General features: G+C 65.9%; 24 protein-coding genes. 2 read left to right on the forward strand and 22 right to left on the reverse strand.

Translation table 11 applies throughout. The features are described 5' to 3' along the window. Positions 1-166: 166 nt before the first annotated feature. From AL346_RS10600 to AL346_RS10675, 17 genes are all read right to left on the reverse strand, one after another. Entirely contained in the window at positions 167-382 is a 216-nt protein-coding gene (locus tag AL346_RS10600; RefSeq protein WP_167095637.1) for a hypothetical protein, read from the reverse strand. 535 nt (positions 383-917) lie between these two features. After that, positions 918-1349: a hypothetical protein gene (locus AL346_RS10605; RefSeq protein WP_019400680.1), complete on the reverse strand. Its 432-nt coding sequence runs from the start codon at positions 1347-1349 to the stop codon at positions 918-920. A 3-nt stretch (positions 1350-1352) separates the two neighbouring features. Further along, positions 1353-3338 (reverse strand): conjugal transfer protein TraG, encoded by a 1986-nt coding sequence (locus tag AL346_RS10610; protein ID WP_019400679.1) that lies wholly within the window; start codon positions 3336-3338, stop codon positions 1353-1355. Between the two features lie 123 nt (positions 3339-3461). Further along, positions 3462-5201, reverse strand: coding sequence for a VirD2 family relaxase/mobilization nuclease (locus tag AL346_RS10615; RefSeq protein WP_019400678.1), 1740 nt, complete (start codon positions 5199-5201; stop codon positions 3462-3464). A 243-nt stretch (positions 5202-5444) separates the two neighbouring features. After that, positions 5445-6212: a lytic transglycosylase domain-containing protein gene (locus AL346_RS10620; RefSeq protein ID WP_019400677.1), complete on the reverse strand. Its 768-nt coding sequence runs from the start codon at positions 6210-6212 to the stop codon at positions 5445-5447. A gap of 3 nt (positions 6213-6215) precedes the next feature. After that, positions 6216-6551 carry a DUF736 domain-containing protein gene (locus AL346_RS10625; RefSeq protein ID WP_026014863.1) on the reverse strand — a complete coding sequence of 112 codons (336 nt, stop codon included), beginning with the start codon at positions 6549-6551 and terminating at the stop codon, positions 6216-6218. Between the two features lie 47 nt (positions 6552-6598). Continuing rightward, a complete protein-coding gene (locus AL346_RS10630) occupies positions 6599-7144 on the reverse strand; it encodes a S26 family signal peptidase (protein ID WP_019400675.1) in 546 nt (181 codons plus the stop codon). Beyond that, complete coding sequence (locus tag AL346_RS10635; protein ID WP_019400674.1) at positions 7141-7662, reverse strand: DUF2840 domain-containing protein; 522 nt, start codon at positions 7660-7662, stop codon at positions 7141-7143. Before AL346_RS10635 ends, AL346_RS10630 begins: the two co-directional genes overlap by 4 nt. Continuing rightward, complete coding sequence (locus AL346_RS10640; protein WP_019400673.1) at positions 7659-7913, reverse strand: hypothetical protein; 255 nt, start codon at positions 7911-7913, stop codon at positions 7659-7661. The genes AL346_RS10635 and AL346_RS10640 overlap by 4 nt, the downstream gene beginning before the upstream one ends. Next, positions 7910-8548 (reverse strand): ParA family partition ATPase, encoded by a 639-nt coding sequence (gene parA / locus AL346_RS10645; RefSeq protein WP_019400672.1) that lies wholly within the window; start codon positions 8546-8548, stop codon positions 7910-7912. Before parA ends, AL346_RS10640 begins: the two co-directional genes overlap by 4 nt. Beyond that, a complete protein-coding gene (locus AL346_RS10650; RefSeq protein ID WP_019400671.1) occupies positions 8545-9690 on the reverse strand; it encodes a replication initiator protein A in 1146 nt (381 codons plus the stop codon). The genes parA and AL346_RS10650 overlap by 4 nt, the downstream gene beginning before the upstream one ends. Positions 9691-9701: 11 nt before the next feature. Beyond that, positions 9702-9983 (reverse strand): AlpA family transcriptional regulator, encoded by a 282-nt coding sequence (locus AL346_RS10655; RefSeq protein ID WP_019400670.1) that lies wholly within the window; start codon positions 9981-9983, stop codon positions 9702-9704. Between the two features lie 134 nt (positions 9984-10117). Next, the gene (locus tag AL346_RS10660; RefSeq protein ID WP_019400669.1) at positions 10118-10627 is read right to left on the reverse strand and encodes a DUF2285 domain-containing protein; all 510 of its coding nucleotides are present in this window, start codon (positions 10625-10627) and stop codon (positions 10118-10120) included. After that, the gene (locus AL346_RS25940) at positions 10587-10931 is read right to left on the reverse strand and encodes a transcriptional regulator domain-containing protein (RefSeq protein WP_371259728.1); all 345 of its coding nucleotides are present in this window, start codon (positions 10929-10931) and stop codon (positions 10587-10589) included. Before AL346_RS25940 ends, AL346_RS10660 begins: the two co-directional genes overlap by 41 nt. Positions 10932-11003: 72 nt before the next feature. Further along, the gene (locus tag AL346_RS10665) at positions 11004-11270 is read right to left on the reverse strand and encodes a DNA -binding domain-containing protein (RefSeq protein ID WP_026014862.1); all 267 of its coding nucleotides are present in this window, start codon (positions 11268-11270) and stop codon (positions 11004-11006) included. A 135-nt stretch (positions 11271-11405) separates the two neighbouring features. Next, the gene (locus tag AL346_RS10670) at positions 11406-11654 is read right to left on the reverse strand and encodes a helix-turn-helix transcriptional regulator (protein WP_019400666.1); all 249 of its coding nucleotides are present in this window, start codon (positions 11652-11654) and stop codon (positions 11406-11408) included. 191 nt (positions 11655-11845) lie between these two features. After that, positions 11846-12166, reverse strand: coding sequence for a DUF736 domain-containing protein (locus AL346_RS10675; RefSeq protein WP_053193627.1), 321 nt, complete (start codon positions 12164-12166; stop codon positions 11846-11848). On the opposite strand from AL346_RS10675, the gene AL346_RS25020 reads away from it, so the two are divergent. After that, positions 12165-12317 carry a hypothetical protein gene (locus AL346_RS25020; protein ID WP_156332731.1) on the forward strand — a complete coding sequence of 51 codons (153 nt, stop codon included), beginning with the start codon at positions 12165-12167 and terminating at the stop codon, positions 12315-12317. The two genes, AL346_RS10675 and AL346_RS25020, sit on opposite strands and share 2 nt — an antisense overlap. Positions 12318-12762: 445 nt before the next feature. On the opposite strand, the gene AL346_RS10680 is transcribed toward AL346_RS25020, so the two are convergent. Both AL346_RS10680 and AL346_RS25365 read right to left on the reverse strand, forming a co-directional pair. Further along, positions 12763-13203 (reverse strand): hypothetical protein, encoded by a 441-nt coding sequence (locus AL346_RS10680; RefSeq protein ID WP_019400663.1) that lies wholly within the window; start codon positions 13201-13203, stop codon positions 12763-12765. A 144-nt stretch (positions 13204-13347) separates the two neighbouring features. Then, complete coding sequence (locus tag AL346_RS25365; RefSeq protein WP_019400662.1) at positions 13348-13515, reverse strand: hypothetical protein; 168 nt, start codon at positions 13513-13515, stop codon at positions 13348-13350. Between the two features lie 324 nt (positions 13516-13839). Here AL346_RS25365 and AL346_RS10685 point away from each other — a divergent pair, with 324 nt between their 5' ends. Beyond that, positions 13840-14673, forward strand: a complete 834-nt coding sequence (locus AL346_RS10685) for an RES family NAD+ phosphorylase (protein ID WP_019400661.1) — start codon at positions 13840-13842, stop codon at positions 14671-14673. A gap of 63 nt (positions 14674-14736) precedes the next feature. Here the strand turns inward: AL346_RS10685 and AL346_RS10690 are convergent, their stop codons facing one another. From AL346_RS10690 to AL346_RS10700, 3 genes are all read right to left on the reverse strand, one after another. Continuing rightward, positions 14737-15672 (reverse strand): DUF2493 domain-containing protein, encoded by a 936-nt coding sequence (locus AL346_RS10690; RefSeq protein ID WP_019400660.1) that lies wholly within the window; start codon positions 15670-15672, stop codon positions 14737-14739. Between the two features lie 325 nt (positions 15673-15997). Further along, on the reverse strand, positions 15998-17041 hold the full coding sequence (locus AL346_RS10695; RefSeq protein ID WP_026014861.1) for a toprim domain-containing protein: 1044 nt from the start codon (positions 17039-17041) through the stop codon (positions 15998-16000). After that, positions 17038-21354, reverse strand: coding sequence for a strawberry notch family protein (locus tag AL346_RS10700; RefSeq protein ID WP_019400658.1), 4317 nt, complete (start codon positions 21352-21354; stop codon positions 17038-17040). The genes AL346_RS10695 and AL346_RS10700 overlap by 4 nt, the downstream gene beginning before the upstream one ends. Positions 21355-21400 lie beyond the last annotated feature (46 nt).

Here is a 21400-nt window from a genome sequence, read left to right on the forward strand (position 1 = left end):
TGCTGTGCGAGCAGGCCCGCGCCTGCTCCCTGATCACCGCGTAGTCGCTCAGCATCTCGGCAATGGCCGAGACCCGTCCAGCAGCAGATCGAGTTCGTCGGCTGAGCGCGCCTGGAACTCGCGGCCATACTCGACCACCGGTGGGCAGACGGTGGCGACGCGAGGGTCAGAAGCGGCCGTTGCGCAGCCGGTCAGCGAGATCGTTGCGATCGCGAGGTCGGCGAGCCGCCGCGTCGAGCATCTGGCGTTGGACGTCATTGGCCTTCTCCAAAGTTTCGAGGCGTTCCGCCAGCCGTCCCGCACGCTCGCCGGAGCGCCGCCGTGCGAGCAGGAACAGCAACACAGCATGTGCGATGGCGCCGAAGCGCAGGACAGCCCGCATCCACGGGGTCGCGGCGTCCCGCAAGCGCGGCATGTGGATGGGCGGCTACGTACCGCTGGGCTACGACGTGCGCGACCGCAAGCTGTAGTCAATGAAGACGAGGCCGCGACGGTCAGGATGATCTTCGAACGGTTCGTCGCCACCGGCTCCGCGACGACGCTGGCGAAAGCGCTGGCAGCCGAAGGCGTCCAGAACAACCGCCCGTACGTCCGCCATGAAACGCCTACCTCGCGTTCTCTGGATTGTGACGCCAGCCGGAAGAAGGGTCGCAGAAGGTGCGCCAGAGGAACGAGCAGAACTTGCCGAAAACATTGCCTTTCGCGAAGCCGAACCAAACGAGACGAGGTTCGCTCGGTTAGAGACGAAAGCCCGTCAAAGACCGAAAGTCTGCGCTACGCCAGTCTCCGAGGTTCGGATGGCTTCAGCAAGCCCCTTTGAAACTTGGAAGAAATCCGGCGCTCATGGCGCGCCGCTTGAAGTTCGTAACGGGAAAATGGCGGAACACATGGGATACGAACTACGTCATCGCTCGGCGTTATTGACTGCCTGAACCGCTGACATCCTCGGAAATCTCCTGCCTGAGCTTCGGCCCTTTGGCGAGGCGCCGGCCGAGAGCGGTAATGAACGCCTCATAGCGCTCGCCGGCTTTGGCACGCGCGGCCTGTGCAGCCGGCTCCGGCAAAGTCGGTGTCGTCGCGAGCCAGAACCGGACGAAGATTGCAAGGGTCTCGACGGAAATCCCGATATCGCGCTCCAAGCGGTTCATTCGGCGGTCGAGCTGGTCGAGGCGCTTGGCGATCGCGGCCTCGCGCCTTTCAGCGTCATCCGGCGACAGGAAGGAGGCGATCGCCGCCTCCGCAATCATCGACTGCGATTGCTCGCGACGGGCGGCATAGTCCGCCAGCATCGTCATGATGTCCGGGTCGATATAGACGGAGATCTGCGCTTTCTTCTTGCGGCTGGGCATGGCCTAGAGCTCCATGCCGTCGTTGGGGTCCAGTGAGACCTGCCGCGCCACACGCTGCATCATTCGGTTCATCCCGCTGGTGCGCGCAGTCTCCTCCTGATCGTCATCGGCGGGATCGATCTCGAACTCGTTTTCAAACGGGGCCTTCTTCTCGACGGGTTTGGCACGGCTCAACTCGGGCTGGCGGCGCCGTTCTGAATCAGTCGTGTCCTCCTCCGATGCAGCGCTGGCAGACATGTGAGCGGTTTCCAACGGGCTCGCCGGCAATGGCAGACTCGTCCAGTCATCAGCCTTCGTATGCACGGATTCGGTGTTCGACGGCGGCGGCAGGATGCGTTCTTGGAAACGTCCGTCCTCGAAGTAGCGGACCTTCTTCGCTCGAATAGGCGATGTCCCGGCGACCATAACGATCTCATCGGCTGGCGGAAGCTGCATGACCTCGCCCGGCGTGAGCAGTGGTCGCGCGGTTTCCTGCCGCGACACCATCAGGTGGCCAAGCCAGGGCGAGAGTCTGTGCCCGGCGTAGTTCTTCATCGCCCGCATCTCGGTCGCAGTGCCGAGCGCGTCGGAAACTCGCTTGGCCGTGCGCTCGTCATTGGTCGCGAAGCTCACGCGCACATGGCAGTTGTCGAGGATCGAATTGTTCGGCCCATAGGCCCTTTCGATCTGATTGAGCGACTGGGCGATGAGAAAGCTCTTGAGCCCGTAGCCCGCCATGAAGGCGAGCGCACTCTCGAAGAAGTCGAGGCGACCGAGCGCTGGAAACTCGTCCAGCATCAGCAGCAACCGATGCCGTCCGGCCTTGGCCTGCAGGTCCTCGGTTAGGCGCCGACCTATCTGGTTGAGGATCAGGCGGATCAGCGGCTTTGTGCGGTTGATATCGGAGGGGGGCACGACAAGGTAGAGCGACGTCGGATGCTTACGGCCGACGAGATCGGCAATGCGCCAGTCGCAGCGGCGCGTCACCGTTGCAACGACAGGGTCGCGGTAGAGGCCGATGAAGGACATGGCGGTGGAGAGCACACCGGAGCGTTCGTTGTCCGACTTGTTCAAGAGTTCGCGCGCGGCGCTGGCGATGACCGGATGTGGGCCGGATTCGCCGAGATGCGCCGTCTTCATCATCGCAGCGAGCGTCGACTCGATGGGACGCCTTGGGTCGGAAAGAAAAGCGGCGACGCCGGCGAGTGTCTTATCCTTCTCGGCATAGAGGACGTGGAGGATGGCACCGACTAGTAGCGCGTGGCTGGTCTTTTCCCAGTGATTGCGCTTCTCGAGCGACCCTTCCGGATCGACGAGGATGTCGGCGATGTTCTGGACGTCGCGGACCTCCCACTTGCCGCGGCGCACCTCGAGCAGCGGGTTGTAGGCCGACGAAGTCGGGTTGGTCGGATCGAACAGCAGGACGCGGCCGTGCCGAGCGCGAAAGCCGGCTGTGAGCTGCCAGTTTTCGCCCTTGATGTCATGGACGATGGCGGAGCCCGGCCAGGTTAGCAACGATGGAATGACGAGCCCGACGCCCTTGCCGGAGCGGGTCGGCGCGAAGCACAGGACATGCTCCGGTCCCTCATGGCGCAGATAGTCGTCTTTGAGCTTGCCGAGAACGACACCGTCGGGTCCGAGCAGTCCGGCCGCCTTGACCTCATCGGGCCGCGCCCATCGCGCCGAACCATAGGTATCGACACTCTGTGCCTCGCGCGCCCGCCAGACGGACATCAGGATCGCCACCGCGATCGCCATGAAGCCGCCCGAGGCGGCGATGATGGCACCCTCGATGAAGATCGGCGGGGCATAGGCGTCGTAGAAATACCACCACCAGAAGAAGGCCGGGGGATAGTAGATCGGCCATCCCGCGAACTCGAACCAGGGCGCGCCGAGCTGGGGCTGGAAACCGAGGCGCCAGGCCGTCCACTGCGTCGCCGTCCAGGTGGTGGTGAGGACAATCGTGAAGACAATGAGGATCTGGCCCCAGAGAATTTTCGTACCCGACATGGTCTATGTTCCGCGCAAATATCTGCACGCTGCGGGCCATGCCTGCCGCTCTCAAGCTTATTCTTCGCTCATCGCAGAAACGGTGGCCGCCGGTAAGAAATCGGAGAGTTTCTAGCGGAGGCATCACCGGCCCAGGCCCCGCTTGCGTCCGAAACCCCAGTCGACGCCGCCGTCGCCGCGTGCCACGCCTGAGACGTGGCGGCCAAGATGCTTTTCGAGCGAGGGTGTCCAGGGAACAAGCTGGAAGCCGAGACCATCGTCGATCATCGCGAAGCGGCCGGAGGCGAGCGTGAAACGCTGGCGGTAGGCGCCGGCGACGTACTCGCCGTTGGTCGCACGCTGGAAGGGCTGGCCGGTCTGAGCCGCGAGCTTCTCGCCGAGTGTGTCCACTTCGCGCCGGCGGAGCGTGTTGAGGAGATTGCGACTGAAGATGATCCGCCGGCCCTGCCGTTCGGCGAAACCTTGCTCGATCAGGTGATCTGCACGCCGGTCCAGGGCATCGCGGACCTCGGCGCCGAACCCGCCTTCCGACAGAGCTGCGGGATCGCGTGCGATATTTTGCCGATCGAGCCAGGTCGCGCCCGATGCGGTCACCTGCCGTTCAATGTCGAGATCGGAACGCACCGCGAGCGCGACCCGCCGCTGTCCACGGGCATCGTCATAGGCGCGCAGCTCGACGATCGAGCCTAGCGCGCTGTCGCCGGCCGCATCGAGATCGGCGAGCTTGATGTGGTGGGTCCGTCCGTCGACGCCGTCGACCACGGCATAGGCCGTGCCCTTCAGTTCGTCGTCGAGTCCACGTTCGACCAAGCGGCCGACGATCGGCGTGTCGAGACTTTCGGCGGCCAGCACGTAATCCGCCGATCCGCGCCCGATGCCGCGCTCGGTCAGCGCCCGGTGCATGCGCTTGATGATGTCACCGCGTTCGCCGAGTTCGCGCAGCGTCGCCTCGGCCGTGTCGTCGATTATCCATTGGCCGGGGCCGACCAGCTCGGCCAGGCCGAGCGTCTCCAGCTTGCGCAGCCGCCCGACCTTGAGCGCGTGGAACTCGTCGGGCTGCTCGCCCGGATGCGGCGCGAGGTCGATGACGCCGGTGCGCCGGCTGTCACGAACGAGCTGGCGGTCGAGCTGCGTCCAGCGCTCGGAGGCGATCTGGTTCTCGAGGCTGCGTCGGATGTCGAGGTCGGTGCGCGGGCCGAGTTCCTGGGTGATGAGGTCGCGCGCCCGATCGCGCATGCCCTCCTTGATGTAATCGCGCGAGATGACGAGATCCTGGCCGTCGTCGCGCACACCGCGCACGATCAGATGGACATGCGGGTGTTCCGTGTTCCAGTGATCGACAGCCACCCAGTCGAGACCTGAGCCGAGATCCTTCTCCATCTGTCCGACGAGGTCGCGGGTGAAGGATTTGAGGTCCGACATCTCCAGCGCGTCGTCCGGCGAGACGATGAAGCGGAAATGGTGGCGGTCGTCCTCGCAGCGCTCGGCGAAGGCGCGGCCATCCGTCTCCTCCTCTCCGGGCCCGAACAGCCGCGCCTTCTCGCCGTCGCGGGTCACCCCGTCGCGGCGCAGATAATCGAGATGCGTGCCAAGCGGCGCGGCGCGCGCGGCATGCCGGACCACACGTGCCTTGATCACCGCGCCGCGTGAGCGCGCGGTGATGAGCCGGTTGGCTTGGATGCTGGCACGCTGGCCATGGCCGAAGCGCGAGCGGTTGCCGGAAACGACGCGGCCAGACCGCGACACGCCTCCGCCGGCTTTCTTCGCGGCGGCGAGCGCCTGGGCGATGAAGGGGCGCGCGGCCTGTGCACGCGTCGAGCGGATGCGGCCGGGACGGATGCGGAACTCGCGATCATCGGCCATGAGATCGCTCCGCAAGGTGCGAAAACCCGCGTAGACACGGGCATTTGAGCGGTCGGCGCACATTGCGCCAAGGCTGGGCAATGTGCGGAACGCGCCAGAAAATCCAAGCAAAACAACCGACCGACCGGCGCACAATGTGCGCCCTTTTATCCTGCCATCGTGCGGTTGTTGGGCCTGCTGCCCCCACCGGCGCCCGCCATGCTACGCCAGAGCCCAACAGGGCACGAATGCACATGGCGTCGGTCACGACGGGTCCCTCGTGCTGCCGTGGGCGACGAATACCGATTCCGGCCGTGGTCGTTGATGGTGTTCGCGCTGCTCCGGGACGGGGGAGTGGGACGTCTTCGACGGCTCCTCGGAGGCACGGTTGTCGACAGTCCGGCGGTCGTTTGAGCGCGGGACGAACAGCGGTGCCTCGCGCCAGTCCGGTGGCGATGGCGGTGCGGCCGGAGCGTTCGGCGACGGCACAGCCGCGCCAAGCGCGGGCGCAAGCAAATCGACATAGGCGCGCGTTTCGGCAGGCAATGGCCGACCGGTAGCAAGGTACTCGTCGTAGCGGGCAGGCCCCGCATTGTAGGCCGCCAGCATCGCGGCAATTGTGCCGTAGCGGTCGTACATCTCGCGCAAATAGGCTGCGCCCGCGAGGATGTTGTCGCGCGGATCGAACGGATCGCGGCCGAGGCGATACCGGGCGCGCAGGTGATCCCATGTATCGGGCATGACCTGCATCAGCCCCATCGCGCCCGCGGATGAGACGGCACGCGTAGCGCCGGCGCTCTCGGCGCCCATGACGGTGACGATCCAGTGTTCGGGAATGCGAAAGCGCTGCGCTGCCTCGGCAATATGAGCGGCGAATGGATGGCCGATCTGCTGCTGCCCGGCGGTCGCCGGCTGAGCAAGGACGGCGCCGTTTTCGACCAGGCTGAGGGAAAGGCCGGAAAGGAGAAGGAGGGCAATGCGGCCGCAAGGGCCGCACCGCCGCAGTGCTGGGGACAAGCGGACGCAGCGCATCGTTCAGTCCTGGTCGTCGCGCTTTTTCGGGCGGGTCCAGTGCAGGCCCCAGTCGCGTCCGTCCTCATTCGACTGGAATAGCCGGGCGCGGACCGGAAACGGAAAGGCCGGATCGTCCAGGACGACTGAGATAAACGTGCCCGCCCGTTCGCCGGAGTGTTTCCAGCCCGCGCCGACCTCCGGGCCGTCCTCGTCACCGAGATGAACCCGGTAGGCGGGCGCGTTGTCGCTGTCGGCGTTGTCGGCGGTGACAAAGGTGAGTTCGCAGTCGAACCAGAGGGTGCGGAGCCGGCCCGAATATCCACCGGGCGTGCGTGTGAATTGACCGATCTGGGGCACGGGAATCTCCTTTTGGTTGCGGTGGGATTGCAGGAAGGCGCGCGTCGTCACCGCATCGGCGCTCGCCAGACGAAGCGGCCGTTTCCGTCTTCGTCGGTGTAAATGGGGACCGCCCGGCCGATGACGGTGGTGGCCGGGAGCGGGCCGAAGTAGCGACCATCGAGGCTGTCGGGGACGTCGATGTTCATGAGGAACAGCTCGTCCGGCTGGACGCGGCGGCAGCCGTGCCAGACCGGCAGGGGGCGGCCGTGACTGTCGCGGTCGCGCGCTTCCCCGAGAGGGATGTCATCGACGGTGATGGCGTGGCCGGTGCGACACACCCGCTGCCCGGGACGCCCCATGACGCGCTTCAGGAGCGGCACGTCGCGGCCGATATAGCCGCGCTCGACCATGAAATCTTCGAGCGGCTCGGGCGGCATCACCGCGACCAGGTCGGGAACTTCGAGACGCTCGGCCGGATCGATCCGATAGAGCCCGATCGGCGCGCTGGCCGACACGTTCCAGACGAGCCTGGTCGATGTCGGAATGACCGCTGCGGCGGCAACGCCCATCGCGGCGACGTAGGTGAGCATGACATAGCCGAAGCGGGTCATTGTTCGATCTCCCGCCGCTTGAGCCATGCCTGATGGCGCGCAAACGTGTAGGAGCGCGGTTCGTGACCGGCGTTCATCCTGTGCGCCACATGGCGCCAGTGGTCGGGGGCGACGTCGCAGGGATCGACGCCGGCGGCTTCCACCGCGTCGATATGCAGGAGCACTTTCTCGACCTTCGACCAGCCTTCGATCTTGAGCAGGATCTCGCCACCAGGACGCACGAAGGGCAGCGTCTGATAGGCGGCGCCGGGTTCGACGGCGCGCACGATGTCGATGCGCGAGATGACCGTGCCGAAATCGTTGGCCGCCCACCGGACAAAGGCGAAGGCGGCACCGGGACGGAAGGACACGACACGCCGACGACGATCGAGAATCCGTTCACCGGCCTGGCGGCCGAAGCGGATCCAGTATTCGATTCTGCTCTCGATCCAGGTCAGCTCGACATGAGTGAGCCCATCGGAGCTGTTGGCGGACGGCACCGGGCCGCCGTCAACGCGGGGGGCCGTGGTGCCGGTCATGAAGGGTCTCCTTCGTCTGCGGGAAATTCGCGGGCGAGCAGGTCGCGGAGCATGTCGGCGACGGTCTGTCCGCGCCGGAACGCCGCGATCTTGATGCGGCCGCGCAGTTCGGGTGTGACGTCGATCGTCAGCCGGGCGGTGAAACCGGCGGCATCCGCGTCGCGCGCCGGCGGTGCATCCGACGCTTTGATCCAGCGCTCGGGATCGGCGGGGCGCGACGCGAAACCGCGTTTCGGAGCGCGCCCGCTCATGGCGCAAGCCTCCCCACCTCGGCGCCAAGGGCCGCGACCTCGCGCGCGGCCGGGCTGTCCTCGTCGATCTCGAAGACGAGCCGCCCGGATTGCGCCGTATCGGCGAAAGCGACGCGCTGACCGATCCGCGCCGTCAGCACCGGCGGATCGTGATCGGCGAGCGTCTCGGCCGTTTCGCGGGCGATGACGGTACGCGCGCCGCAGCGGTTCAGAACGAAGCGGGCGGCAAGCTGCGGGCGATAGATGCGCGCTTCATGCAGGAGCGACAGCATCTCGGCAGAGGCCCAGCCATCGAAGGGCGACGGCTGCACCGGGATCAGCACCAGATCGGCGGCGAGCAGCGCCGAGCGCATCAGCGAGGCGACACGGGGCGGTCCGTCGATGACAATGTGATCTGCGTCCCGCGCCAGCTCCGGCGCCTCGCGATGCAGCGTGTCACGCGCAAGGCCGACGACGCCGAACAGGCGTGGCAGGCCTTCGCGCGCCCTCTGCTGCGACCAGTCCAGCGCCGAGCCCTGCGGGTCGGCGTCGATCAGGGTGACGCGCCTTCCCTGCCGTGCCCATTGTCCCGCGAGATGGAGCGCCAACGTCGTTTTGCCGACGCCGCCCTTCTGGTTGAGGAACGCGACAATCATCGTGCCCCTCCCGGTTTACGCCCGAGGGGGAGTCGCGATGGGTGAGCGGTGTCGCTGCCGGTTGGCCGTGCCCCGGATGTCTTTCGCAGGAGCCCGTTAATGGCAGCAGCGACGGTGTTTTCCACATCGCTCCGCGCAACATAAGAGTTAGATTCTCTGTTAGATTCTAAGTTAAGGCTAGGAATCGTCGTTTCCGGCCAGAGACTTAACTGCGATCTCTGCGTGCGAAGTCTCGATGGTCCCGCGTGCGAAATCCCGATACCGCTTGCGTGCGAAGTCCCGACCGCGTCCACAGCGCTGTCCACAGGTCCTATCGAAGATTTCGCCGGCAGGATGCGCAGCAGCTCGCGCCGGCCTTTGCGCTCGATGTGCAGGCGGTAGCCGGGCAGCGGCTGGCGCGGGACGATGCGCCGGAGCTGGAGCGCGAAGTCGGAGACGCGCATGAGGCTGCCGGACTTTTCGTGGAGATGGGCGAACTCGAAAATCCAGCCCCGCGGCTGGCGGCCGGCATGCTTGCGCGCGACACGGTAGAGCCAGCGTTCGATGCCGCCCGTCAGCCGGAAATAAGCCGGGTCGATGGTGAGCACCAGCGAGCGGTCGGTGACGCCGCGATAGAACCAGTCGGGCAGCACGAACTCCATGCCCTCGACGCGGCCATTGCGCGTGACGCATTCCTCCCATTCGTTGATCCAGGAGAACTGGTGGCGGCGCCAATGTTCGCCCTGGCGGATGGTGGTGCGGATGACGGTCGATTGCAGGCGGGTGAGCGCGCCCTTCAGCAGCTTGTAGTCGCGCTGGCCGGTTTCGCGGCCGATCGATGTCAGGAGCTGATAGGGTGTGAAGCGCAGGAAGCGGGAGGTCTTGAAGCCAAGATTTTCGGCCTCGACGATCTGCGAGGCGGCCCAGATGAGGACATCGGCATCCCAGATGGTCGCCATGCCGTGCTCGGGCACGGCGAAGACCTCGACGCGGACGCCGCCGGCCTCATAAAGGATCGGCGCGACGCGCTTGGCCTTGGCGAGCGAGAAGAAGGGTCGCTCCATGAGGTCGCGCTGATCGCGCGGACTGGCGTCGCCGGTCGCAACGATGAAGGGATCGAGCCTGGCCCGCTCGGTCGAGGTGATGAGGCGCCGCCGCTTCATGATCGGACGTCTCAGCGACGGGTGCGGCCGGCGTGGGCCGCCGGTGCGGGTTCATGGCGCTTGGCGGGCAGCACAGACCCACGCGGGTCGGAGGTCGAGGTGACGGCGCCCCGATCGGCCCAGGCCTGTAGGTCCTCGATCGCATAGACGACGCGGCCTCCGAGCTTGCGATAGGCCGGGCCGGTTCCATAGGTGCGGTGCTTTTCCAGCGTCCGGCCGGAGAGACCGAGGAAGCGCGCGGCTTCGGGAGTTCTGAGAAAGCGCGGCGGCAAGCCGGCGAGATTGGGCGACATGATCGGGCCTCCGTGGGCTGGTTGAGGCCGCTGGCAGTGAGCGGCGGATGCAGGCCACGGTGGCGAAGGAGAGCCGCGAGGGGGGAGTGCGAAGAAGGGGATGCCAAAATCGCACCCCCTCTGCCGACATCGGATCAGGATCGGCGGCGATGACGAAGAAGGGCGCGATAACCGCCGGCGATCATGGCGAGGGCATCCCTGACAAGGTCCATGGTCGCGTCGCGCAGCGCCGAGGACTTCCAGGGATCGGATGCAACGCGGGACACGCCGTAAATGACGTTTGCGATCTCGCGGTAGGTCGCGCCGTTCATGCGTCCGTCGACGGCTTGCAGCATGTGGCGGATGCGCCGGCGTTGCTGCTTGGTCAGGCGGGTATCGGCCGGTACGGCGCGGCCAAGCAGGGATTTGAGCAGACGCTGAACGGCTTCGAGCCGGTCGAGGCCGTCGAGATCGAGCGGGATCAGCGCGGCAAGGGGTTCGCCGCCGGCAACGCCTGCCAGCCGCAGGAGATGGAGAACCTGCCCATCTCCGGGATCGTGCAGGAAATGGACGCCCTGTTCGTCGGAGCGGGCGGCGGTTTCCTGAACGACGGTGAAGAGATTGCTATCGGCGGGAAGTATGGAAGGCGCGGCCGTCAGCAGCACGGTGCTGGTGTCGTCCTCGAGGCACCAGAAGACGGGGATTTCGGTCGCGTTGAAAGAAGGGCGGACAAGGAAATTGCAGCCCCCAGCGTCTGCGGACCCGGTTCGTCAGTTCGTTGAGATCGCACGCCGGATGCCTGGTCTCGGCATAGTCGCGCTGATAGTCGCCATTGCGCCGCAGCCATTCCCAGCCGAGATCGGGCGATACGAGATCGTCGAGATAGTCGTAGGTCGATGTCGACCGCCACCGGGATATGTCAGGGGTCATGGGCGTCCTCTGCGCGCTGTCTACCGGGAGGCGCACCATTCCCGGTTGCAGAGGTCGCCGGAAGCCCCGAAGGTGGCAACGGGCGATGCCTGACCGGCATCGCTATTCCGGCTAGTGGGGACGGCCCTCGTGCACGAGCAGGCGATAGCCATGCTCGGTCATCCAGCGGGCGCGGGCGAGATGGGTGTCATGAACATGGCGCGCGCGATCCGGCTCGCGAGCCGGATCGAGGCCGAACAGGATCGTGACGGCCTCGCGCCAGTCGGCGCCGTCGGTCGCCGCATCGAGCAGGCGCATGTAGAGCTTCATGTGCTCACGGTCATAGGCCGTGAGCGCCGCGCTCTGCGGCGGTTCATCGAGGAATTGTACTTGCGTCACCCCAGCCCCCAGAGCCACACCATACCCGCCCGCGCCCCATTTGTTAACCAGGCGTTCGACGGGCAGAGGCAAGACCGCTGGCGCATCGCGTGATGCGTGGCAGGCATCGCCGAGGCGCTGAATGGGATGTCGGGGCTATTTTCGGCTGTCGATTTTCGCACGAACGAACATCACCCCTTCTCCTTGGTCGGAGTTGAGGAAGACGATGCCATTGGCCTCGAACGCCCGGCGCACCTGATCGCGCGTCGTCTCATACACCTTGAGTCCGCTCTCGGACTCGAGGCGCTTCAACGCGGTCAGGGATACCAGGGCCTTTTCAGCGAGCGTCTCCTGCGTCCAACCAAGCAACGCGCGTGCGGCCCGCGTCTGTCGGGCGGTGATCATGCATGATCACCTCCCACCGACACGAACGCACATGCCAGAACTACGACTATAATAGTCGTTCTATCGGTAAGGGACCAGCCACAAAACGCTGTGTTGGTGTCGTTCGGAGCGATCGGCGTTGCGACTGATTCGGTCGGCTACGAACGGCGAAAGGCCCCGCCCGGATCGTCCGGGCGGGGCGTCGCGGCGCATCAGTCGCCGTTGCGGCGGGTGGGGCGGGACCAGATGAGGCTGAAACCGCCGTCCTCGTCGTCGAAGAGGTTGGCGTAGATCGGAGCGGTGAAGCTCGGATCGTCGAGCTTGAGGCCCAGATAGTCGCGGCCCTCGTTGGACTGCTTGGACCAGGCGGCGCCGATCTCGGCGCGGCCGACCAGAACGCGGTGGCTGGGGGCGTTCTCGCTGGCCTGGTTGGTTTCCGGGACGATGCGGACGTTCTTGGCCTGCACATTGAGGGTGACGATTTCGCCGGTGTATTCGTTGCCGGTCTTCTTGAAGGTGCCGATGGTCGCCATGTCAGTTCTCCTTGATTTGAAGCTCCGAGCCCGCACCATTGCGGCCTCGATGGCGATCGGCAGGCCGGAGTCGATCGACGACGCATCGCTTGCGACCGGAGCGGCAGCGGAGGATGGCAGCCGAGCCACTTTCTTGTTTCGCGAGGAATGAGCGCGCAGCGCTCAGGGGAAGAAAGTTGATCGGCGCCATTGCGGCATAGGCGATCGAGGCGCAGCCGGTCTTCGGCCAGATCAGGCCATTGGAGAGGCCGTTTGGAGCGGTCGACCCGACAAAAAGATCAAGGGAGAACGTGGCGGTCCCGTGCAGCCGTAGGAATCCTGGCAACGGGTCGCTGCCGGTGACGACGTTGCACCTGTCCTGGCGAGAACCGCGATGGGCTTCCCGCAGCCCTCGGCTCGTGAAACGCCATCCGCGCCTTCGTCGTCGAGTGGCTGTGCAGCGGACCAGCTACCTGTCCAGCGCCGCTTCAACGTGCCTTACGCTATTTCGGGCCTGACATTGCGATCTCTGCTCGAGGGCCAGTTTCGTCCATCTCCTGCGTCGAGGATGGCAGGCGTGCCGACTTGCTGGCCATGCTCCGACGGCTGTCTCTGTGTCAGCCCCGCGCCATGCCCTGTCCGGCCGGTTCGGGCGCGGCCATCGCCGAGATCCGCAGGAATGCCGTGACGCCGACCGCGATCGCACCGACGACGGAAAAGGCGATCTGCCAAGTCTCCGACGGCATGGCGTGCTTCACGATGCCATGGGTCGCGTGATAGCCCGCGATCGCTGCCGGGGCGACGAAGGCAAGCGCAATGGCGATGCGCAGCCAGAGCGGCCGCGCGACGGCGAGAAGCAGTTGGCCGACGCCGAAAATCAGCCCGGCCGCGACCAGGCCGATCGCGATGCCGCCCGGCCAGCCGGCACCGCTGTCATAGGCCCATATACCGGCGGTGACGCCGGCGAAGGCTGGAAGCGCGTAAATAGCAAGCATGAACAGCAGCCAGCAGAGAACGCCGATGGCCGCGACGCTGAAGATGATGCCAAGGAAGATCATGGTGGTGGTCTCCGTGAGAAAAGGTCTGACGGTCGCGCCTTCCACCACCACCACGGCGCGGTGCAAAGTATAGCTGAAGATGAGCGGCCACGGGAGCGGAAATCGGCTAGGAAGTTCCGCTCGTCGGACCAGGTGCTACCTTCGTCAGGGCTGGAAGGGATCGAATTCATGGATGATGGCGGCGGTGTCGCCGTCGTATTCGTTGGCGGGAACGACCGAAAGGCTGCCGTCGCCGGCCCGGAAGATGACGATGGCGACCATGAGTGTGGTGGCGAGGCTGAAGGCGAAAGCGTGAGCGTCGTTGAGGGACATCGTTCCGGCTCCTGTCTGGAGGCGGGGGACCATCCCCCGCGCGACAGGCGCCCGATGTGTCCGGCCGAGGGCCGCAATCACCGCGGAGGCGAAGCCTCAAGGCCGCACGCTCGCGTAGCGGACCCTTCACGGGTTGATGGCGTCAGGCCCTCGGAGGGACCAAGGATCAGCGCATTGGAAGCGGGGGATGGATGCCCGCGATCTGAGCCGAACGCCGATTCTCTGAGGAGGAAACACCAAGGCCGAGTTGCTTCCCGACACGGCGCGAGTGCTGAAGAACCGGCCAGTGTATGTTAAGAAATACCAGTTTTGGGGGGATGCTCGATGGAGCTTGACGATCCAGAGAAGCCGGAATTTGCGTCGTGGGACAGTTATACGAAATTCGCCCGTCGCGTGCGGCACGAACGTCGCTACGTCTTGACCCGGGAGGAGGAGGCATTTCTTGCGACCGTCCGCGCGACGAACCGCGGTCGGGATGTCGAGTTGTCCGAGGGCATGATCCTTTTCCGCGCGCAGCGGGGCATCGACTGGCACACGCCGAAAGATGACGACGGGAACGAATTGGGGGAGGAGCCTGTCGGCTATGGCGCCGCGCGCATGAATCCCCGGCCCAATCAAGCCATCGAGGGGCGCGCCAATCCGGCAGGCATCCCCGCCCTTTATCTCGGCACAACCGAGCAGACGGTCATCTCGGAGGTGAGGCCTTGGGTGGGCGCTTCCATTTCGGTCGCCCAGTTCAAGCTCTTGCGTGCGCTCAGGGCGATCGATCTCTCGCGAGGCCACGGAAAATCGTCGTTCAGCGAAGTCGGTCTCAGGCACTTCCTCGATGGGACGCCTGTCAGTGCCGAGGTGAAGGAAAAGGCAGTTTGGATCGACATCGATAATGCCTTTTCGCGGCCAGTGACTGTCTCGGATGACGCCGCTGACTACGTGCCGACGCAGATACTGGCCGAGCTTTTTCGGGACAGCGGGTACGAGGCCATCGTCTATAAGAGCCAGTTCGGCGAGAAAGGCTTCAACGTCGTCCTGTTCAGCCCGGACGATGCTGATGCGATCAATTGCGCCCCGTATGAAGTGACCGGCATCGAGGTCGCGTTCAAGGAAATCGGCAATCGCTGGTTTGCGACCAAGCATTTGAAATCGGACCCGCAAGACTAGACGTTCCTCTGCACCTCATCACCGACGAGCGCGACGCGGGCGTCGAGGGAAATTGGGCGGCGCTCACGCGCCGCCGTTGCCGAACTTCCAGACGGGAATGCCCATCTTGCGGGCCTTGTCGGCGAGATTGCCCTGGATTCCGGTACCGGGGAACACCATCACGCCGATTGGCAATACCGCCAGCATGGAGTCATTGCGCTTGAACGGAGCGGCCTTGGCGTGGCGGGTCCAGTCGGGCTTGAAGGCGACCTGCGGCACCTTGCGGGTGTCGGCCCAGCGGGCGGCGATGCGCTCGGCGCCCTTGGGCGATCCGCCGTGCAGCAGCACTATGTCGGGGTGCTTTGCATGGACCTGATCGAGCTTCGCCCAGATCAGGTGGTGGTCGTTGAAATCGAGCCCGCCGGTAAAGGCGATCTTCGGTCCCGCCGGCAGGAGCACCTCGGTCTCGGCCCGGCGCTTGGCTGCGAGGAAATCGCGGCTGTCGATCATTGCTGAGGTCATGGCGCGGTGATTGACCATCGATCCGCTGCGCGGCCGCCAGGATGAGCCGGTGTGGCGCTCGAAATGCTCGGCGGCCTGGTCGCGCATCAGCTCGAAGGCGTTGCGGCGTTCGATCAGTGTCTGCCCCTCGGCGGTGAGGCGCTCCAGTTCGACCGAGCGGACTTCGGAGCCGTCCTGTTCGCGCTGGCTGCGGCGCTGCGCCTGCTCGTTGTCGTCGAGCTCGCGTTCGATCCGGTCGGCGGCGCGATGGAAGAGGTTGACGGCCGACCAGAGAAGGTCGTCGAGGTCAGGCTCGAGGCGGGTGTCGCCGAGGGTCGCGATCAGGGCATCGAATATATCTGCAATGGCCCCGGCGACGATGTTCCCCTCCGGGAGCGGTCTCGGATCGGGTTCGTCCTGGAATGGGCGGTATCCGTAGAGCTGGAGTTCGGTGAGGACATGGTCGGTGGGGGATGAGGCGTGGTGAGGCTCGAAGCCGTCGTCGTGTTCGCTCGCCATGGGATGCTCCTTCGTCGGTTTGACCGCGACCCTCGCGGCCTTCTGGCGACGAAAGCCGTCGGGCGGCCCGGACCTGCACCCGGAGCGCAAGCGAGAGGGCCGAAGCGGCAGCGGAGGATGGCGAAGGCCGGCTATTTTGTTTCGCGATGGAAAGCGCTCCTCTTGGAGCGCGCCGGAAAATAGCCGGGCGCAGCCATTGCCGGTCCGGGCCGCTTGACGGCCGATCGCCCTCTCGAAGGCCGGGTCGCGGTCCCCTCCGATGCAAACGGAGCAGCCTCGTGCGATACGGCGACGGCTGCCGCTGCCCCGCGCTTGCCCCTTCCGGCTATGCCGCCAGGGCGAGAAAACGGGCGACGTCCTCCGGGGCGAGCTGCTGGCGGACCGCTGCCCGGAGAGTGCCGATGCCGAAGGTGCGGAGATCCTCGTTGAAGTCCCCGAGTACCGGCGACAGCACGATCGCCTCGATCCCGGCGGCGTTCGCCCGCTCGATCAGGTTGTCGCGCGCCCCGTCACCGGCCGGATCGTCGTCACGGACGATGTAGAGCCTGCGCAGTGTCGCCGGGAACAGGATAGCGGCAAGGTGTGCGGCCGAAAGCGCGGCGACCATCGGCATGTGGGGCAGGACACAACCCAATGACAGGATCGTCTCGATGCCTTCTCCCGCCGCTATCACGTCGTGCGCCACGCCGAACCGGACCGCATGGCCGAGAAGGTCGCCCATTGCCCGCCTCGGCGTGTCGATCGGCGCCTTGTCGCCGCCGTCGGGGGAAAGCCAGGTGCGGTGCGCTCCGGTGATCCGGCTGTCGAGGTCGGTGACGGAAGCGATCATCGCCGGCCAGGTCTCGGTCGGAGAATGCTCGTCGGGCCGATAATAGCAGCGCGGATGGAAGCGGAGCGATCCGACTCCGTGCAAAGCCGTGATGCCGCGTTTGCGTAAGTACGCTTCTGCGATAGTGCCCGTAATCGGCTGCGACATGGCGAAAAGCCGTCGCGCGGCCTCCGACGATCCGGTGGGCGCCGGCGCCGGCCGCCGTTGGCGGTCCGGTTCGGGCTCGGGATGCGGCAGGCTCAGAAAGGTCCGCGCCTCATCGGCGACATCCCTGAAGTCGATCAGCCCGCAACTCTCGCGAATGACGTCGAGCAGGTCGCCATGCTCGCCGGTGGCGGCGTCGGTCCATTTGCCGGCCGCGCCCTTGCCGGATTCGGGTCCGATCAACCGGACGAACATGGAGCGGCCAGGCGTATTGCGGACGTCGCCGACCATCCAGTAACGGCCCTCGCGCCGTCCGCTGGAGAGATACTCGCGGCAGACGGCCTCGGCCTGACGGCCGAGACGGTGTGCGAGATCGGATGCGTCACGAGCCATCATGCCACCTCCCGCTCAGAGATGCGCTCGATCGCAAATCGCTCCAGCAGCTTGGCGAGGATCGCAGGAGCGGACGCATCGGTCGGCACGAACAGGCGGAACTTCCAGGAGATGATCTCGCCGAACAGCCCATAGGCCTTGAGACGATCGCGCATGGTGTCGGTGAAGCCGGTCAGCTCGATCCGGTTCACGCCCATGACGCGCGCGCGGCGAAGCTGCAGGCCTTCGGCGAGGTCGAGAATCGTTTGACCGTCCATCAGCGCCGCGAACGCTTCTTCCGGCGAGAGCGCCGTCGTGCCGGTTGTCGTTGCGTTTGCCGCCCAGGCCGGCGAGACCTTGCGACCGATGACGCGCTCGCCTGTATCGGTCTGGAGCCGATAGACCCGCGTCGACTCATTGGGCAGGCGCTTCCAGATCGGCAGCAGGAGCCCGGCGACCATGTGAATGGTGCTGTCGGTGTACTCCGGCACGGACGCGACCTCCACCTCCCAGGCCTTCGTGAATGTCGCGCGGTCGGCTTCCACCCAATGGGTGTCGCCCATCATGGCGACAGGCACATTGGTCGCCTCCATCGGCCTGATCAGCCGCACGCGGCGTTCGACCGCGCCGTCATCGTCGATCACGCTGGTGGTCGGGATGCGCACCGCGGCTCGTCGGGAGCGCTCGTTGACGAGGAGAGCCGCGCGGGGATCGGTGAGATGCTCGAGCGCCGCGTCGAGCATCACCGGCCGGTTGCGCTCGCGCTGGGCGATGGTGAGCAACGTCGTCACCGCGCCGGTCGCGGGATGCGTGTGGATGGCCTGCCGGTCCGTGACCGTGAAGCGCTCGGCGCGCAGCGTCTCGAGCCCGACATCATAAGTGCCGCTGGCGATCGCGCCTTCGATCCGGGCCGATAGGATTTGCTCGAAGCTCGCGAATAGGATGTTCTGCAGATCGATGGTGAGCGCCAACAGCCGGTTCAGGAAGGTGGTGATCGGCGGCAGCTCGTCCTTGATGCCGTTGGCGTCGGTGAGCTTCAGCCCGGTAGATTCCTCGAAGGTCTGGAGCGGGCAGCCCTCGACCTTGCCGGCGACGATCAGCAGATAGAGCCGGCGCAGCGCATCGCGCGCATAGGCGCTTTCGAGATTGTCCTCGGCGCGGAATAGGCCCTGGCCTCCGGTCTGGCGCTGACCGCGCGTGATGGCGCCGAGCGTGTCGAGCCGCCGCGCGATGGTGGAGAGGAAGCGCTTTTCCGCCTTCACCTCGGTCGCCACCGGCCGGAAGAGCGGCGGCTGCGCCTGGTTGGTGCGGTTGGTGCGCCCCAGGCCCTGGATCGCGGCATCGGCTTTCCAGCCCGGCTCCAAGAGATAGTGGACGCGTAGCCGCCGGTTCTTGACCGCGAGGTCGGCGTGATAGGAACGTCCGGTGCCGCCCGCATCCGAGAAGATGAGGATGCGCTTGGCGTCGTCCATGAAGGCCTGAGTCTCGGCGAGATTGGCGGCGACGGCGCGGCTTTCCACGGCGAGACGGTCGCCTTTGCGGATGATGCGGCGCGAGCGGCCCGTCACCTCGGCCACCATGTCCGTGCCGAAGCGCTGGACGATCTGGTCGAGCGCGCCGGGGACCGGCGGCAGCGAGGCGAGCTTCTCGATCAGCCGGTCGCGCCGGGCGACGGCTTCACGGCTTTCGACGGGCTGGCCGTCGTGGAACACCGGCCGCGAGCAGAGATTGCCCTCGCTGTCGGTGAAGGGCTCGTAGAGCTGCACCGGGAAGGAATGCGCCAGATAGTCGAGCACATATTCGCGCGGCGTGATGTCGACCTGGATGTCGTTCCAGTCCTCTGTCGGAATCTCGGCCAGGCGCCGATCCATCAGCGCTTCACCGGTCGACACGATCTGGATGACCGCCGCATGCCCGGCGGCGAGATCGGACTCGATGGCGCTGATCAGCGACGGCGTCTTCATCGCCGTGATGAGATGATTGAAGAAACGCTGCTTGGCGCTCTCGAAGGCCGAACGCGCGGCGGACTTGGCCTGCCGATTCAGCGTGCCTTCACTGCCTGTGACATTGGTCGCCCGCATGGCGGCGTCGAGATTGTTGTGGATGATCGCGAAGGCGCCGGCATAGGCGTCATAGATACGCCGCTGCTCGTCGGTGAGCTGATGTTCGACCAGTTCATATTCGACGCCTTCATAGGAGAGCGAGCGGGCCTGATAGAGGCCGAGCGCCTTCAAGTCGCGCGCCAGCACCTCCATCGCCGCGACCCCGCCATCCTCGATCGCCTCGACAAACTCGGCGCGGGTGGCGAAGGGGAAGTCCTCGCCGCCCCACAGGCCGAGCCGTTGGGCATAGGCGAGATTGTGCACCGTGGTGGCGCCGGTCGCCGAGACATAGACGACGCGCGCATCGGGCAGTGCGTGCTGCAGGCGAAGCCCGGCGCGACCCTGTTGTGATGCAGCCTGTTCGCCGCGCTCACCCTTCGATCCGGCGGCGTTCTGCATGGCGTGGCTTTCGTCGAAAATGATCACTCCATCGAAGTCTGTTCCCAACCAATCGACGATCTGCTGGACCCGCGAAACCTTCGATCCGCGCTCGTCGGAGCGCAGCGTGGCGTAGGTCGCAAAAAGGATGCCCTGGGCCAGACGGATCGGCGTGCCCTGGCGAAAACGCGAGAGCGGGGTGACGAGGAGCCGTTCCCGACCGAGCGCCGACCAGTCGCGCTGCGCGTCCTCGATCAACTTGTCGGATTTTGACACCCAGACCGAGCGGCGGCGTCCCTTGAGCCAGTTGTCGAGCAGGATGCCGGCGACCTGGCGTCCCTTGCCCGCGCCGGTACCGTCGCCCAGGAACCAGCCGCGCCGGAAGCGCACCGCGCCGTCCTGATCGTCCGCCGCAGCGGTGACGACATCAAAGGTCTCATCAACGGTCCACGCGCCGGGCAGATGTTGGCTATGAGCTTCGCCGGCATAGATGACGCTTTCGAGCTGGGCGTCCGACAGGATGCCGGTCCCGACGAAACCTGCCGGCAGATGCGGGCGATAACTCGGTGTCGGCGGTGCCACCGAGGCCATGGCTGCCGACTGCACCAGCTTGGTGGGATGCGCCTGAGAGCCGGGAATACGGATCGACTGAAGGGCGTATTCCTCATAAAGCGCATCGGTGAGCCGGGCGTCCTCGGGCGGTCTCCATTCGATGGTCTCATAGGCAAGTTCTTCGCCCGCAGGGACGGCAATGGCAGAGGCCTGCTCGACCGCGCCCGCGTGAAATGACGAACGATTGTTCGGATCGGAGGCCGCAGGACGAAGCGACGCGATGGTCGGCAGCGAGAGAGACGCCCTCGGCGGAAGGTTCTCCTCGATCCAGCCAAGCAGCGTCGCCGGATCAGGCGCGATACCCGGTGACGCGGGAAAGGCGGTCGGATCGTCAGCCGGGAGCTTGTCGATGACGGTGAGCCGGGTGTCGATGGTCGTCCCGTGCCGCGCATAGACACGGCCGTCGATGGCTGCAGTGAATACGACACGGCCATGTTCCTGCAGCCTGACGAAGGCGTCGCGCCATTTCGGGGCGTCGGGCGCAAAGCCCGCGCCGGTGATGGCGACGAGACGCCCGCCGGGCGCCAGGCGCGCCAGCGCCGAGGCGACATGGCGATAGGCGGCGTCGGCCATGCGCCCCGAGACACTCGCCATCGCCGAGAAGGGCGGGTTCATGACGACGACGCTGGGCACAAGGTTGGCGTCCAGATGGTCGTCGATCTGCGCCGCATCGAAGCGGGTGACCGGGATGGCCGGAAAGAGGGAGGAGAGAAGATCCGCGCGCGCGTCGGCAAGCTCGTTGAGAATGAGTCTGCCGCCGGCGATCTCGGCGAGGATAGCGAGCAGCCCGGAGCCCGCCGAGGGTTCCAGCACGGCATCGCGCGGCGTGATCGCGGCCGCGGTGGCGGCGACAAACCCGAGCGGAATCGGCGTCGAGAATTGCTGGAAGGCCTGACTTTCTTCGGAGCGGCGGGTATGGGTCGGGAGGAGATCGGTGATCTTCTCGAGCAGCGGTAGCGCCGCCGCCGGAGAGCCGGCTTTGCGCAAAAGCACTTTGCCGTATTTGCGCAGGAACAGGATGGTCGCCGCCTCGCAGGCGTCATAGGCCAGCTTCCAGTCCCAGGCGCCGTCGGCATCGGAGCCGCCAGAGGCGGTCTCCATGGCGTTCCTCAGGATTGGCGCATCGATACTGCGGCCCTTTTCGAGATGAACGAGAAGCGTCCGGGCCGCATCGGCGGCGTGCGGGATCGGTTCGACATCGGCTATCAGATGTGTGGCGGCGGCGCGCGCCGCGGCGGGGATCATTTGCGTCATGAAGGAGACCTCGGGAGAGCGGGAACGGGTCGAACCA

The sequence above is a fragment of the Chelatococcus sp. CO-6 genome (assembly GCF_001271345.1).
In the GTDB taxonomy this organism is placed as follows: domain Bacteria; phylum Pseudomonadota; class Alphaproteobacteria; order Rhizobiales; family Beijerinckiaceae; genus Chelatococcus_A; species Chelatococcus_A caeni.

What these genes read in the sequence shown, in the direction of transcription:
- AL346_RS10600 (WP_167095637.1), bottom strand. Translation starts at nt 382, where the DNA reads ATGCGGGCTGTCCTGCGCTTCGGCGCCATCGCACATGCTGTGTTGCTG.
- AL346_RS10605 (WP_019400680.1), bottom strand. Translation starts at nt 1,349, where the DNA reads ATGCCCAGCCGCAAGAAGAAAGCGCAGATCTCCGTCTATATCGACCCG.
- AL346_RS10610 (WP_019400679.1), bottom strand. Translation starts at nt 3,338, where the DNA reads ATGTCGGGTACGAAAATTCTCTGGGGCCAGATCCTCATTGTCTTCACG.
- AL346_RS10615 (WP_019400678.1), bottom strand. Translation starts at nt 5,201, where the DNA reads ATGGCCGATGATCGCGAGTTCCGCATCCGTCCCGGCCGCATCCGCTCG.
- AL346_RS10620 (WP_019400677.1), bottom strand. Translation starts at nt 6,212, where the DNA reads ATGCGCTGCGTCCGCTTGTCCCCAGCACTGCGGCGGTGCGGCCCTTGC.
- AL346_RS10630 (WP_019400675.1), bottom strand. Translation starts at nt 7,144, where the DNA reads ATGACCCGCTTCGGCTATGTCATGCTCACCTACGTCGCCGCGATGGGC.
- AL346_RS10635 (WP_019400674.1), bottom strand. Translation starts at nt 7,662, where the DNA reads ATGACCGGCACCACGGCCCCCCGCGTTGACGGCGGCCCGGTGCCGTCC.
- AL346_RS10640 (WP_019400673.1), bottom strand. Translation starts at nt 7,913, where the DNA reads ATGAGCGGGCGCGCTCCGAAACGCGGTTTCGCGTCGCGCCCCGCCGAT.
- parA (WP_019400672.1), bottom strand. Translation starts at nt 8,548, where the DNA reads ATGATTGTCGCGTTCCTCAACCAGAAGGGCGGCGTCGGCAAAACGACG.
- AL346_RS10650 (WP_019400671.1), bottom strand. Translation starts at nt 9,690, where the DNA reads ATGAAGCGGCGGCGCCTCATCACCTCGACCGAGCGGGCCAGGCTCGAT.
- AL346_RS10655 (WP_019400670.1), bottom strand. Translation starts at nt 9,983, where the DNA reads ATGTCGCCCAATCTCGCCGGCTTGCCGCCGCGCTTTCTCAGAACTCCC.
- AL346_RS25940 (WP_371259728.1), bottom strand. Translation starts at nt 10,931, where the DNA reads ATGGTGCGCCTCCCGGTAGACAGCGCGCAGAGGACGCCCATGACCCCT.
- AL346_RS10670 (WP_019400666.1), bottom strand. Translation starts at nt 11,654, where the DNA reads ATGATCACCGCCCGACAGACGCGGGCCGCACGCGCGTTGCTTGGTTGG.
- AL346_RS25020 (WP_156332731.1), top strand. Translation starts at nt 12,165, where the DNA reads ATGTCAGTTCTCCTTGATTTGAAGCTCCGAGCCCGCACCATTGCGGCC.
- AL346_RS10675 (WP_053193627.1), bottom strand. Translation starts at nt 12,166, where the DNA reads ATGGCGACCATCGGCACCTTCAAGAAGACCGGCAACGAATACACCGGC.
- AL346_RS10680 (WP_019400663.1), bottom strand. Translation starts at nt 13,203, where the DNA reads ATGATCTTCCTTGGCATCATCTTCAGCGTCGCGGCCATCGGCGTTCTC.
- AL346_RS25365 (WP_019400662.1), bottom strand. Translation starts at nt 13,515, where the DNA reads ATGTCCCTCAACGACGCTCACGCTTTCGCCTTCAGCCTCGCCACCACA.
- AL346_RS10685 (WP_019400661.1), top strand. Translation starts at nt 13,840, where the DNA reads ATGGAGCTTGACGATCCAGAGAAGCCGGAATTTGCGTCGTGGGACAGT.
- AL346_RS10690 (WP_019400660.1), bottom strand. Translation starts at nt 15,672, where the DNA reads ATGGCGAGCGAACACGACGACGGCTTCGAGCCTCACCACGCCTCATCC.
- AL346_RS10695 (WP_026014861.1), bottom strand. Translation starts at nt 17,041, where the DNA reads ATGATGGCTCGTGACGCATCCGATCTCGCACACCGTCTCGGCCGTCAG.
- AL346_RS10700 (WP_019400658.1), bottom strand. Translation starts at nt 21,354, where the DNA reads ATGATCCCCGCCGCGGCGCGCGCCGCCGCCACACATCTGATAGCCGAT.